This is a genomic window from Macrococcus epidermidis (assembly GCF_024205965.1).
In the GTDB taxonomy this organism is placed as follows: domain Bacteria; phylum Bacillota; class Bacilli; order Staphylococcales; family Staphylococcaceae; genus Macrococcoides; species Macrococcoides epidermidis.
The window spans coordinates 906925-921657 of record NZ_CP073819.1; the positions used below are offsets into that span (position 1 = coordinate 906925).

At 29.1% G+C, this 14733-nt stretch carries 13 protein-coding genes; 11 read left to right on the forward strand and 2 right to left on the reverse strand.

Features of this window, described 5'->3' with window-relative positions; genetic code table 11:
• The first annotated feature begins 2 nt into the window (after positions 1–2).
• The 4 genes from KFV12_RS04830 to KFV12_RS04845 all read left to right on the forward strand — a co-directional run bounded on the left by KFV12_RS04830 (position 3) and on the right by KFV12_RS04845 (position 5168).
• Complete coding sequence (locus KFV12_RS04830) at positions 3–803, forward strand: glycosyl transferase (protein ID WP_254257431.1); 801 nt, start codon at positions 3–5, stop codon at positions 801–803.
• Positions 804–816: 13 nt separating this feature from the next.
• Positions 817–2526: a heparinase II/III domain-containing protein gene (locus KFV12_RS04835; RefSeq protein WP_254257432.1), complete on the forward strand. Its 1710-nt coding sequence runs from the start codon at positions 817–819 to the stop codon at positions 2524–2526.
• 69 nt (positions 2527–2595) lie between these two features.
• Positions 2596–3375, forward strand: coding sequence for an accessory Sec system protein Asp2 (locus KFV12_RS04840; RefSeq protein WP_111714431.1), 780 nt, complete (start codon positions 2596–2598; stop codon positions 3373–3375).
• A 17-nt stretch (positions 3376–3392) separates the two neighbouring features.
• Positions 3393–5168, forward strand: coding sequence for a hypothetical protein (locus KFV12_RS04845; protein ID WP_254257433.1), 1776 nt, complete (start codon positions 3393–3395; stop codon positions 5166–5168).
• A gap of 39 nt (positions 5169–5207) precedes the next feature.
• On the opposite strand, the gene KFV12_RS04850 is transcribed toward KFV12_RS04845, so the two are convergent.
• Positions 5208–6539: a trypsin-like serine protease gene (locus KFV12_RS04850; protein WP_254257434.1), complete on the reverse strand. Its 1332-nt coding sequence runs from the start codon at positions 6537–6539 to the stop codon at positions 5208–5210.
• Positions 6540–6854: 315 nt separating this feature from the next.
• On the opposite strand from KFV12_RS04850, the gene KFV12_RS04855 reads away from it, so the two are divergent.
• Complete coding sequence (locus KFV12_RS04855) at positions 6855–8108, forward strand: nucleotide sugar dehydrogenase (RefSeq protein ID WP_254257435.1); 1254 nt, start codon at positions 6855–6857, stop codon at positions 8106–8108.
• Positions 8109–8150: 42 nt separating this feature from the next.
• Here the strand turns inward: KFV12_RS04855 and KFV12_RS04860 are convergent, their stop codons facing one another.
• Complete coding sequence (locus KFV12_RS04860) at positions 8151–8720, reverse strand: hypothetical protein (RefSeq protein WP_254257436.1); 570 nt, start codon at positions 8718–8720, stop codon at positions 8151–8153.
• A gap of 129 nt (positions 8721–8849) precedes the next feature.
• Between KFV12_RS04860 and KFV12_RS04865 the strand changes: the two genes are divergently transcribed.
• The 6 genes from KFV12_RS04865 to KFV12_RS04890 all read left to right on the forward strand — a co-directional run bounded on the left by KFV12_RS04865 (position 8850) and on the right by KFV12_RS04890 (position 14723).
• A complete protein-coding gene (locus tag KFV12_RS04865; RefSeq protein WP_254257437.1) occupies positions 8850–9770 on the forward strand; it encodes a glycosyltransferase family protein in 921 nt (306 codons plus the stop codon).
• A complete protein-coding gene (locus KFV12_RS04870) occupies positions 9770–10393 on the forward strand; it encodes an acetyltransferase (protein WP_240838176.1) in 624 nt (207 codons plus the stop codon). Before KFV12_RS04865 ends, KFV12_RS04870 begins: the two co-directional genes overlap by 1 nt.
• A 10-nt stretch (positions 10394–10403) precedes the next feature.
• On the forward strand, positions 10404–11417 hold the full coding sequence (locus KFV12_RS04875) for a glycosyltransferase (RefSeq protein WP_254257438.1): 1014 nt from the start codon (positions 10404–10406) through the stop codon (positions 11415–11417).
• A 42-nt stretch (positions 11418–11459) separates the two neighbouring features.
• Positions 11460–12602 carry a glycosyltransferase family 4 protein gene (locus KFV12_RS04880; RefSeq protein WP_254257439.1) on the forward strand — a complete coding sequence of 381 codons (1143 nt, stop codon included), beginning with the start codon at positions 11460–11462 and terminating at the stop codon, positions 12600–12602.
• Positions 12603–13883 (forward strand): oligosaccharide flippase family protein, encoded by a 1281-nt coding sequence (locus KFV12_RS04885; RefSeq protein ID WP_254257440.1) that lies wholly within the window; start codon positions 12603–12605, stop codon positions 13881–13883.
• A 171-nt stretch (positions 13884–14054) separates the two neighbouring features.
• On the forward strand, positions 14055–14723 hold the full coding sequence (locus tag KFV12_RS04890; protein WP_239242860.1) for a YveK family protein: 669 nt from the start codon (positions 14055–14057) through the stop codon (positions 14721–14723).
• Positions 14724–14733 lie beyond the last annotated feature (10 nt).

Consider the following 14733-nt stretch of genomic DNA (forward strand, 5'->3'; position numbering starts at 1 on the left):
AAATGTTAGAGATTAATTTCGAGGCATTGCAAAATTATAAATTTCAAGATGGTTTTAATGATGATTTTTGCGTGATATTAGAAAACAAAAAATATTATTTTCATTTAAAGTTTAATGAGAAATATGGAAATTTAATATGCTTTAGTAACGGAGCAATTGATCCAAGTAAGAAAAAACCACCATTATTTCAAAGATCATCATGGAAAGGAAGTTTTAGAGCTAGTTGTCTATTTATAGATGATCCAACACTTCATGGGAATGGATTGAAAATTGGTTGGGGCCAAGGTTCTATGGATTCATTTGGATTAGAAAAAATGGCTATTATAATAGAAGCAATTATTCATTCAATGAATTATTCAAAAGAACAAACTACTTTTTATGGGTCTTCTGCAGGGGGCTATATGTCTATCTACTTAGGTACATTGTTAAAAGGAACGAAAGTAATAGTGAATAATCCTCAAACATATGTATTAAATTATCACGAAGTTGCAGTAAATAAATTGTTAGAAACGATATATCCCAATCTAAATTTAGATGAGATTAAAGAAAAATATGCGTATAGACTAAGTCTGACTCAAGCTTTCTCAAAATATAAAAATACGCCAAAAATTTTATATATGCAAAATAGAGCATGTATATCGGATATGAGAGGTCATGTTGATCCTTTTATGAAGAACATTGCTAAATATAAAGGGATTCAAGATATTAATATTGAATTCTATTTCTATAAGCATCCGAAAGAAGGACACAATCCACTACCAAAAGAACAAACGATTAGAATGATTCATAACTTTATTTCTTAAAGGAGGAATTTTATTGTTTAGTAATAACAAAGAAATATTAAATCGTATCGATTCATTAGAAAATAAAATTATAGCAGAATTAACACATCAAAAAAATCAACAACATTTTAGAAGCATAAAGAAAGAAGATGTGTTGCCATTAGCGAAATATAATAAATCAACATTAAAATATGCCAAATTAGCATTAGAAAATACAATTGTTCCGTTTCCGGGTTTTGATCCGATTCAATTTGATGATAAATTTGATTGGTCATATATCCATCACAAAAATCATGTAAGTTATCAATTGTATCTTCAAAGCTTAAGAATAGTGGGACAATTATTAGCAGCATATGATCAATTTGATGAAAAAAAATACTTACTTAAAGCACAAGAAATTACGGAATCTTGGATGTCATTTGTTGAAAGTGGAAAGAGTACAGATATGACTTGGTATGATCATCCAGTGGGTAATAGAACACAAATTCTGATTCATTTATTATATAGTTTAAACAAGGAAAAGATTCAAGTAAACTCTGATAGATATTTTGAATTGTTATATAAACATGCTGAGTATTTAATGGATGATGCTAATTATAGAAAGAATAATCACGGTATTATGGTCGATAGAGGATTAATGATGCTCGGATTTGTTATGAATGATGAATTATTATTTAACAAAGGATTTTATCGTGTCGTTGATACATTTTGGCAAAGTTTTAGTTATAAAGGTGGCCATTTAGAGAACTCTCCTGAATATCATAATATGGTACTTAGAATGTATGTAGGTATAGAAGAATATTTAAATGCACATGATAAAACTTTAGGTAACGATGTTGTTAAACATATGGAAGCAGCAGATAACTATATGAACATCCTCCTAAAACCAAATAGAAGACTACCAGCAATAGGTGATTCAGGACATACTTCTTTACCTGAAAGAACACCAATTTATATGAACTTTGTTGACGAAGAAGCAGGTATTGCGGTAATAAAACAAAATTTGAATAACAAGATTTATATGTCTTTTGTATGTGGCTATAGTACAATCACACATAAGCACTCAGATGATTTAAGTATTACTTTTAGTATCAATGGTGTTGATTTTATTGAAGATGGAGCGAAATTCGATTACTCTAAAAGTCCGATTAGACGTTATATTGTTACACCTAGAGCACATTCAAGTTTACAACTTGAGAATAAGTTCTATCAAAAAGAAAAAGATAATAAATATACTCAGAAAATCTGGATAGAAAAATACTTTGATCATAAAAATTATTTTATTGTTAAGGGTAGGAATAGAGGATTCAATGATGGCACCTCATTATATCGAACAATATTATTTTTAAAAGATTATGAAATGTTTATTATTATTAACGAAGGAAATTCTGATCATAATCATACTTTTATAGAGAACTATAATTTACATCATGAAGTGGCTGTTAAGTCACTATCGGAAAATATTTTTGAATTAACAAGAAATGATGAGAAAATTATTATCGAATCATATTATAGAAATGCACCAGAAATAGTAGAAGGAAATAAAGATCCAATACAAGCAATTAATGCAACAGGTCCAAGTAAATTTAATCTAACCAACCATTTGCAGTTTAAAGATAATGGTACTGAAACTTCAACTGTTACTTTGATTAAGTCGAAAGATATTAAGGTTGATGAACTAGACTTAACAAGTAATCATATTAAATTGAAAATAAATAATGAGGAAATATTAATTGCTAGATAATATATATTTAAGAGCTAAAGATAAGTTTAATCATTTATTTCTTTAGCTCTTTTTTCAAAGGATGATTAAATGAAGTTTTTTAATAAAGTAAAACAATTGAGTGTTGCTAAATTAATAGAAGAAAAAGAAAGTAAATTTGATGGCAAACAACATCAAATTAAATATATGTTTCTTCCAGAACAAAATTCTCCATATTTGATAGTTGTCCTTTCAGGTTTTAGTGGTAGAGAAGCCTATCAAGAAAATGCTAAGTTTAATTATATAAAAACATTATTAAACGTAAAATGTAATAAACTTTATATTATGGATGAGGTAGAAAACATTCCAACATATTATTATGGAACTAAAAGTGAGCCAAGTTATTTGGAAGATTGTGTTAATCTAATTCGAGAAATTATGGAAAAACATAATATTCTAATTGAGAATACTATGATAGCAGGTTCTTCTAAGGGGGGGACTGGTGCAATATTAATAGGTAATGAATTAAAAGCAGGTTACATTATTGCAGGTGCACCTCAATATTTTCCACTTGACTATTTAAATGAAATAAATGAAAAAGCTAGAAACCTGATTATAAATAATATTCTTTTAAGTGAAGATGATTTTGAAAAGGTTCAAAAAGATATTAAAGAAAAAATGCTTGATTTAAATGAATCAACAAAACTCTATTTACATGCAGGGAATCAAGATTTGCATTATATAAAACATTTAAGACCGTATATGTCAATGTTGACTAAAAGAAAAAAATTATATGCATTAGATTTACAACATTATGAAGGACATCAAAATTTGAAATATAAATTTCCAATATTCTTAACTAGAATCATACATGAAATCATTTCTGATTAATAGGAAGGAGTAAAATAATGGAGAATTTTAAATTACATAAAGCGTTTATTATAACGGATAAAGAAATTTATAATGAAAATGTACCGATTAAAGTAAATTTAACAAATGATTATCATCTTTATATTTCAGAAGATGTAACTTTCGAATCATATATTTATAATGAAGATGCGGTACATATATTAGGGTATGCAATTGATATTACGAAACCTAATGATTCTACATATCATATATTGAAAGGAATCTTTAATGAAAAGTTATCAGCGAAAAGCCATTATGTAAATATGTTAAATGGCTCATTTGTTATCATCAAAGTTAAGGGTGGTTTGGTAGAATTATTTTCAGATGCTGCTGGTTTCAGATCTCCTTATTATACATCGGACTTAATGGTTGTATCTTCACACGACAAACTTATCGGTGATTTATTCAATAAAAAGAAAAAATATCAACGCATTAATGCATTAGATTATTCTAGATATGAAGATGTATATAAGCTTGTCCCTTCACTAAAATTATCAATTGGAAATGAAACGGAAAGGGTTTTTCCAAATCCAAACTTTAATCATCATCGATATCAAGAAATATTATCAGAGATGAAAAAGCATGTTAAAAATTTAAATATTGCTTTAAATGAACGTGATAATAAATTACTAGTTGGTATTACAGGTGGGATTGATTCGAAATGTACTTTAGCGCTATCCAAAGCATTAGGTAACAAAATAGGTACATTTACGTATATGAAAGATATCTATGGTATTCAAGATAAAAGAGCACGACAAATTTATAAAAATGACAAAATGATTGTTAATAGATTAATAAAAAATATCAATATTAATCATGAATTCATTGAGTTTAATGTAAATGATGTTGATCAAGTCTATTCAAAAAATATGTTCGAATGGACAGGTACAACTTTTAATCATCCCATTGCTGAGATTTTTGAAAAGAAATATGAAAAAGAATTGGATGATGTATTACAATTTAGAAGTGTTATATTTTCAAATGCAAAATTTGATTATCCAAAAGAGTTCTTAAATAAAGATTTATCTATGCAAGATATATATGAACATATCCATCATAAACAATTAAAAGATTTAAGTTATGATAAAGTAGTAGATGCGACGAATGACTATATAAAAAGAACACAAACAAATATTCATACGGATAACTTTATTGAACTACTAGATATTATCCATATTGATTCAAGAATGGGGAATTGGCATAGTCAATTAGTAAAAGAGACAGATAAAGTTATGGATTTCTTTAATTATTTAAATGATAGAAAGACATTAAATTTATTACTTCATTTACCACATGAAATTAGAATGAATAATTTATTCCATAAAGATCTTATCAATACGTATTGGCCAATACTGAACTTTTTTGAAGATAATGGTAGCGGCACTTTATATGATCATGAACGTAATGAGATATTACAAACGATTGCTGCACATGGTGGAATATTAAATGAAACAAATATGAAATTTGATTTAGATGAAGAAATGTACGTGTTAATACCTAAAGTAAATTTAAAGGATACTCAAAAGTTAAAGTACAAAGTGGATATCAAGAGAAAAAAAGAAGGTTTACTTTTCTCCAAATATAGCAATCCAAAAGGTAAAAATTATATTAGTGTTAAAATTTTGAATGATAATAAAGAAGAAGTTATTGATGTGGTCGATTTAAGTAAAGGGTATCATCTATTACCAAATCAATTTTATGAAATTGAGATTTTATACCACAAACCAACAACTACGGCGTCATGGGTTAAAGCGGGGACATTATTTATAGAATAAAAATAACCACAACCAATCAGTGGTTGTGGTTATTAAAAATTATTTACTAATAATTAAATCATCATTAGTAAAGTAAAGATCCTTCATTATTTCTGTAATATGACTATAAATTCCATAGGTTTCATTTACTTTATCTATAGGGCCACCAGAATTCACACCAAGTATTGTTTTTTTCTCTCCAGAAAAGGGACTGAATACAGGTGCTCCACTATCTCCTCCGACTGATGAATAGGATGCCTTTCTCATATTATAATATATAACTTCCTCAGTTGATTTGTTATAGGATACTGCATAAGTATTAGTAATAAGATTACCGCATTTTGTTCCTTTTCCATCGAGTACAGGAGTATTGTTAATATAGCCAACACCAGATTTACAAACAATTGATCCCGGTTTATCCTTTAACATAGCTGATTCCTCATCTAATGTTTGGATATCAGCCATTTTGTTTTGTACGCCATTTGTAGTACCCCATAAATAAGAACTTGCTAATGATTGATCAATTGAAATAGCAGCAATATCACTATTATATCCTGTTTTAAATTTAGAAACTGAAGTTTTTCCAATATAAGTATTTCCAATTTTTATAATATCACCATAATTTGTACAATGTCCAGCAGTCATTAAAAAGTATGATGTATTTCTTTTATACATATAAGCTGCAGTACAACCAGACTCTCTGATTTGTTGACCTGCCATTATAGGTTTTGTAAAAACATTTCTATCAGGATAAGAATGAGTTTGATTCTCATGTTTAGAAATTTCAACTTTATATAAATTGTTATACTTGCTAGTTTTTAATTCATTAAATAATAAAATTGAGTTTTTATTTACCCCAATCACCACTTTATTGATTTTCTCATCAATATATGTGTAATCAATATTGTATTTATTAATTTTCCATTCATTGTTAAATTGTATTTGCGCATTTTTTAAATCCTGATATGAATTTTTAATGCTATAAAAATGTAATTTGTTCCCGTATTTTAGTTTTAACAATTCTATTTTATTTTTATTTGAATTTTTATCAATTATACCTACCTTTATATTATTATTTTTATGATCTATGATTATTGAACCTAGTTCCTTTTCATTAAAATATTTATTTAAATCACTAGAAATATGCTTTTCAGAGATTTCCAATGATTTTAATTTATCATATTCATTATTAGATAAATCAATACCAAGGGAATTATTATTTTTAGAATTTTTAATATTTAGTATTTTAGATTTATCAATAGTTAATCCATTTGCTTTTCTGAAAGTTAAATCATCTTTACTAATTTCATCTGCTAAGATAAGTTCATTTTCAATAAAAAAATTTGTCAAAAATAAAATCATAAATATTAAAAATAATCTTAGTAAATTCATGTAAATCCCTCCTGTTTTCATAGTGTTATTTTACACCACAGTCAGAGTGGTGTCAAATTTTTTCAATAATATTAAAATTATCTATTACATTTAATGATCATATTAATTTAACATAAAAATATCATTAGTTAATTCTAAATCATTAAAATCAAATAATATCAAATAATATAAGTAGATTATTGTAGCAATTATAGCTATAATGATGTAACATAAATTTGGAAAAGTATATTTACCGCATAGAACTTTTTAACTTCTTTCAAAAGTAAATATATGAAAAATATACGCAAAGCGTAAACTAAAGGATAGGTGTTTATTTTGAAATTAACAACAATCGGATTAGGCTACATAGGTTTACCTACTTCTATTATGTTCGCTAAACATGGGGTAGATGTATTAGGAGTAGACATTAAACAAGATGCAGTTGATAAATTAAATAGTGGTCAAATTCATATCGAAGAACCAGGTCTTCAGGAAGCTTTAGATGAAGTAATAGCGAGTGGTAAATTCAGAGCATCAACTAAACCTGAAGAAGCTGATGTATATATTATTGCTGTACCAACGCCAAATAACGATGACGAGCACAAATCTTGTGATAATTCGATCGTAATGGCTGGTGTAGAAAGTATCGTACCATTGCTTAAAAAAGGTGATACAGTTATTGTTGAATCTACAATTGCACCACGTACAATGGATGACTTTGTAAAACCTTATTTAGAATCAAAAGGTTTTGTTATTGGAGAAGATATTTATTTAGTTCACTGTCCGGAACGTGTATTACCTGGACAAATTATGCATGAATTAATATACAACAACCGTATTATCGGTGGTATCACACCTGCATGTGTGGAAGCTGGTAAAAAAGTATATGGTATTTTTGTAAAAGGTGAAATGATTGAAACACAAGCTAAAACTGCTGAAATGTCTAAGTTAATGGAAAATACTTATCGCGACGTAAATATCGCATTAGCTAATGAATTAGCTAAGATTTGTAACAAATTAAACATTAATGTTCATGATGTTATTTCTATGGCAAATAAACACCCACGTGTAAACTTACATACACCTGGTCCTGGCGTTGGAGGTCACTGTTTAGCAGTAGATCCATACTTTATCATTGCAGAGGCTCCTGAAGTTGCTAAATTAATTAAATTATCACGTGATATTAACGTTTCTATGCCAGAATATGTAGTTGAATATGCTAAAAAAGCACTAGCTAAAGTTGGTGGTAACAAAGTTACTGTTTTCGGCTTAACGTACAAAGGTGATGTTGATGATATTCGTGAATCACCAGCATTTGACATCTATGAAATGCTTAAAGCTGAAAAAGATTTAGAAGTATCTGCATTTGATCCACATGTGCAATTAGATTGGGTTGAAAAAGATATCGATAAAGCATTAGAAGGCAGTTCATTAGTATTAGTATTAAGTGATCATTCTGAATTTAAATTATTAAAAGATGAAGATTTCAAAGCGATGAAAGATAAAGTCATCTTTGATACGAAAAACGTAGTACCTAATGAATTTAAGGAAGTAAAATACTACAACTATGGAAATATCCAAAATTTATAATCCATAAAAAAACAGAAACAGCAGCGCTGTTTCTGTTTTTTTTTATGAGTTCTGGTTAATTACTTCATTCATTTGACCTTTAAATTGGCGATATGCTTCATTCACTTGACCATAATAATTACGATTGATTTCGATTACTTTATTTTCATAAATACGGTCAGCTTCTGCACGCATTCCTTCGTGTTGTCTTACTGCATCTGCATTAGAACTACTATTTAATAATGCATCAGCTTTTTGGTATGTTGCATTTCTTTCAGATAAAGCAGCTTGTAATGCATTATTTCGCGTTGATACGGCATTTTGAATAGCTTCATCACGATTTGCCACTGAAGTTTTTATTTCTTCCGGTGTTTGTTCATCATTAGTTTCTTTTTGTGGCGTTTCAGTAGTAACAGTTTCATTTGTTTTTTCTTCGGTAGAAGTGTTTTTGCTATTTTTCTCTTTTTCAGCTTTTAATTCTTCTTCTTTTTCTTTTAATTTGTCTTTAGCGATTTGTGCTTCCTTTTTAGCTTTTTCTATTGCTTTTTCTTCTTTGTTATCCCCACCACAAGCAGTAAGAAATAATGTAGATGACAAAAATAGAATAGAAAGATTTTTAAGTTGTTTGTGCATAATATGCCTCCTTTTATATCTTGTCTATCAATATAACATAAGTTCCATTTTATTGGAATTCTGATGTATATCTATGTAAATAATGCTATAATAAATTAAGTTTAAAACTAATGTGTGGAGGATTAACTTGTGATAAAAATAGCTATCTTACATGAAGGTAAAGCATATATGCCAGAAATCGGTGCTTATGCTTCTTATTTAAATGAATCTGGAGAATTTTTGGTTGATGTTGTAGAAGATGCTGCTCAAATTACGGAAGAATACGATATCGTCTGGAAAGTCATGGGACTAGACCGTAAACGTAATAACAAGCAAGCTTTGATTCATGAATATAACACGATAACAGTAGGAAAAAATGCTAAAATAAAAGACTTCCTAAAAAAATTATTAAATGCAAAACCTGATGGTCGTATTTTCCAAAATAGAAAGGTGCATCAAGTTTTTAATTTTAAAGATAATCAACCATTTATATATAGAGATATGGGGATTAACAAGCAATACTTTCTGCAAAATGATGTAGAAAAAGAATATGATTTTGTATACATAGGTACGATGGATCCATCAAGAGAACTCAATAAGATGCTGGAAATGTTTAAGAAAAATAGTGACCTTTCAATTATTTTAATCGGAACACCTGATCCGAATCTGGAAAAAGATTATGGTGAGTTGCCGAATGTTCATTTCATTGGCCGTGTACCATATGAAGAACTACCTTTAACAGCAGCGAAAGCACGCTATGGTATGAATTATATTCCTGATGTATTTCCATTTAACAAACAAACTTCCACGAAATTACTTGAATATTGCGCTTTAAATTTAAAAGTGGTGACGACAAGTTATGAATGGGTGAATGAATTTGAGAAAGAAAATAATGCACGTTTTTACAAATTAAATGGTGATTTATCAAATTTAAATCGAGACGCATTAGAAAAATTCGCTTTTGTTACACCTGACTTAAGTCATTTTGAATGGCATACATTATTTGATAAAGCTGAATTAATACCTTTTATTAAAGCAGTATATGAAAATCACAAAAGGAAACAAAAGTAATGAAGTTAATCATTATTGGAAATAGCGGACATAAAAAGGTTGTTTCGGAAGTAGCTACTCACTTGGGCTATACAATAGTAGGTATCGCTGATGATGCTTTTGAGAAAAGATTTGAAAAGAATGGTGTGTTATATGGTAACTCACATCACATCTCTGAAATGGTAAAAGAAACAAACGCATTGCTTTTCTTCGGCATTGGAAATAATAAAGTTCGTAAATTAATTATTGAAAGAGAAAATTTAACAGATGAAATGTTTGCTCGGTTACTCTCTCCGCTTGCGATTATTTCTAAAAGTGCCCAAATAGGTAGTGGTACTTTAGTTATGCCAGGCGCAATAATCAATGCTGATGCAAAAATAAATAAACAGGTGATCATTAACAGTGGGGCAATCGTTGAACATGATTGTGTTGTAAATAATTATGCTCATATTTCTCCAAATGCTACTTTAACAGGTGCTGTCAAAATTGGTGAAGGAACACAAATCGGTGCTTCAGCTGTGGTGAATCCCACGATAAGTGTGGGAGATTGGGTCACTATAGGTAGTGGTGCGAGTGTCGTAAAAGATATTCAGTCAAATGTAATTGCTGTAGGTGTACCTGCAAAAGTGATAAAGAATACATAAGGAGCATTTTATGAAATTAAGTATAATTATGCCAGTTTATAATGTTGAACAATACTTACCTGAATGTATAGAAAGTATACTTAAACAGGACGTCGATCCTAATTTATATGAAATGATTATTGTAAATGATGATTCTCCGGACAATTCATTACATATTGCAGAAGATTATAAAAAGAATCATTCAAATATTAAAATAATCAGTCAGGCTAATGGTGGAATAGCTGCTGCTAGAAATACAGGTATTCGCGCAGCACAGGGTGAATACATTGTAATGCTTGACTCAGATGATTTTTATTCAAAAGTATTTTTTGATGATATTTTTAGCTTTATTGAGCAAAATAATCATCCAGATATTGTGCTATTTGATTATAATTACTTTTATATGCTTGATAATAAACATGAACGTGTTAAAAGACCATTTATGCCAGAAGATTTTAAAGGTTTATCTGGTAAGCAAGTTTTAGAAATGATTTTAGATAAAGAATTGATGTTTAGTTGGTATGCATGGCCATTTTTTGTAAAAACTAAAATTATTAAAGATAATGAACTTTATTTTATTAGGAATAAGAATTACGAAGATATGATGTGGACACCGATTGTATTTGCCTTAGCAAAGTCAGTTGCATACTTTGATGAAGCGGTATTAGAATACCGTCAACAACGAGCAGGTCAAATTACGGGTACGATGAGTTACAAAAATATTGTTGATCCTCTATATGCTTCAAAAATCGTTGATGATTTATTTGAAAAGCATGATATAAAATTGAATGAAAACACTGAATTTAAATTGAAGTGCAATATAGCGAATAAATATTTTATTGCTTTCATCTATGGTGCACTATTAAATAGAAATGAGCGAAATCAATTAATAGCCGAATTAAAATCTCATGATTATTTGCGTCAATATGCATATACTAAGTTAACGAAACGTATAAATTTATTGATAAGTGGTATAGGTATTAAAAATACGATTAAATTATTTAGTATCGTTTTACCTATCTACAGAAAAATTAAGGGCAAATAATCGTAGCGATATTGATAAAACATTAATAAAAGAGGGATTAAAATGAAAAAGGTATTATTTTCAGCGAATGTATTTCGTCATTTTACTGCGTTCCATACGCCGTATATGAAAATGTTAATGGATAAAGGTTATGAAGTTTATGCTATAGCGAATGAAGATTATGGCGGTCATAAAGAACAGCTAGATCAAATTGGTGTACATACGATTGAAGTACCGATAAATCGTAATCCACTATCTACAGATAATTTAAAAAGTTATCAAATATTAAAAGAAACGATGAAAAGTGAAGATTTTGATATTGTTCATGTTCATACACCTATAGCAGCATTCTTAACGCGTTTAGCAAAACCGGCCCATATGAAAGGGAAATTAATCTATACAGCTCATGGATTTCATTTCTTTAAAGATGCGCCGCTGATGAACTGGTTGTTGTATTTTCCATTAGAAAAAATGACTGCTGCAAAAACTGATTTATTAATTACTACTAATAATGAAGATACTGTTACAGCTAAACGATTAGGGTTTTCAAATGACAATTTAATACATATTAAAGGTGTAGGGGTTGAAATTGATCACCCACAATTAACAGATGAAGAGAAATTAAATTTGAGAACTGAATTAGGTTTGTCTTCATCAGACAAAGTGATTATTTGTGTTGCTGAAATGAATGACAATAAAAATCAAATGTTTATTTTACAAAATTGGAATAATATCAAGGAAGCAGTACCAGAAGCTGTATTATTATTTGCTGGTATTGGCCCAAATCTGGAATTATATGAACAGTATAAAACTAACAATCACTTAAAAGATGTACATTTCTTAGGGTTCAGAAGGGATGTTCCTAACTTATTGCAAATTTCTGATGTTATGACATTATTAAGTCATCGTGAAGGCTTACCTAAAAGTATTATGGAGGGTATGGCACAAGGTTTGCCATGTGTTGTAACTGATACACGTGGTTTAGTAGATTTAGTAGATGATAATGAAAATGGTTATATCGTAGAAAAAGGAAATGATGAAAGTTTAACTTATGCATTTGTTAAATTATTAAAAGATGATAATCTACGTAAGAATATGGGTGATAAAAGTAAGGAAAAGGTTGAATCTTTCACTTTAGATTCTGTAATGAAGGATTATGAACAGGCATATCTTAATCAATATGCACGTGATTGGAGTTTTTTCTAGATGAAAAAAATGAATTTTGTTTGGATGTTTTTAGGCACTGGTATGGGTGCCATTATGGGGTTACTCATGAACATTCTCCTTGCACGTAATCTTGCTAAGGAAGATTACGGTATCTTTGGTATAGGTCTAACTTTTATTAATATATTATCAGTGATAATTGGCTTTGGTGTAGCAGATTTTATTGTTAAAAGTTTCGCTGTAGAAGGTAGAAGAGCATATCGTTATGTGAACGCATGTATTTCATTATTTACCATTAGCTTTACGATCACCTTGTTAATACTTTTAATAGTTGTATTCTCGCCAATGTATGATTTTGAAACAAAATACTTTCTATTATTAATTGTACCGAATATTTTCTTGCAAGGTATATATGCCATAAACAATTCAATCAACCAAATTGAAGAAAACTTTAAAGCTGTTTCATTAAGCAACTTCTTATTATACTTTGTACGCTTTTTTGCAGCCGTACTAGCAGTATTAACATTCAAAGATATTATTGCATTAGGATGGTATATTGTAATTCTATCTATACTTGCTATTTTTCCTTTTTGGCGTGTTGTTAGAAAGTTATATACTCGCGAAATAAAAGTGCCTGTATTACAAGATGCCAAGATTCCTGAAGATGCTACAGTGTTAGAAACATTTAAAGAAACTTATCCTTTCGGTTTGATAGGTATATTTTATTTTATTTATTATCAAAGTAATGTATTATTATTATCATTTTTAGTTGGAAAAGTAGCAGTAGGTGAATACAATGCTGCATTTGCAATAATTCAACTTGCATTTATGTTTCCGGATTTAATATTTAGACGTATTTTTTATACACGAATACATGTCTGGGCAACCCATGATCCAGTACAGCTAAAAAGGTTTAACAAAAGAAGCTCGATTATATTATTATTACTTGGTGTAGTAGGGATTGTATTTATATGGTTCACAGCGAAGTACTTAATATTGTTCACAGCTGGAGAAAAATATTTAGATTCAGTGTTTTATCTTCAACTATTGAGTCTGGCGATTTTATTTAAATTTGCTACTGCGGTAAATGGCACAATACTTTCTACGCAACATATGGTCTATAAAATGATGAGAATCAATGCGATAATTGCAATCATCAACCTCATTGCAAATATTATATTAATTCCAATATTTAAAGTGGAAGGTGCTATATTTGCTACACTTATTTCTGAATTTACAATGGCAATCATTGTATTTATCGTATCTCATAAATATTTAAATCGATTAGTAGCTAATGCAACTGAAAATAATTTGGATAGTTAGCGACGAATATCTTATTGTAAAGTTTTTGTAAATATCACTTAAAATTTTTGTAAATTCATTTTGAAATAGACATTTTATAAACAAAATTTCTAAAATGTAGTAAAAACATAAATTTCTTATGGTAAAATAAATTGATTATAAAATTAATTAGAACTTTTTGGAGGTAACAAAATGCAAGATACCATGAATTTCACTCAAATTTTTGAGGCATTAAAGAAAGGTTGGAAATTTATTCTAGGTGTTACGATTTTATTTGCTTTACTCGCTGCAGCAATTTCTTATTTTTTACTAACACCAGTGTACAAGTCAGAAGCTACTTTACTTGTAAATCAAGAAACGCGTACAAGCAAGAGTAATGATGCTGTAGATTTACAAACGAACTTACAATCTATTACTACATATGCAAGTATCGCAAAATTACCAGACACACTTTTACCGGTAATAGATAAGTTGAATCTTAATGTATTACCAGAAGATTTAGCAAAAGATATCGATGCAACAGCTGTTCAAAACTCGACATTATTAACGATTACAGTTGAGAACCCTTCACAAAAACGTGCTGTAGATATTGCAAACGAAATTACGAAGACAATGGTAGAAAAAAACTCATTAGATTTAAACAACTTAAAAGTTGCTTCTAAAGCACGTGTTATCCGCAATGCAAAACCAGTTGAACCTACGCCTTTAATCAATATCGGTATTGGTGCAGCTTTAGGTCTGTTATTAAGTCTATTCTATGTTTTAACTAAAGCTTTAATGGATGTATCTCTTAAAACTTCAGAGCAAGTTGAACGTGAAATTGGCGTTTCAGTAATCGGTAACATTCCATATATCAAATAATCATTGAATG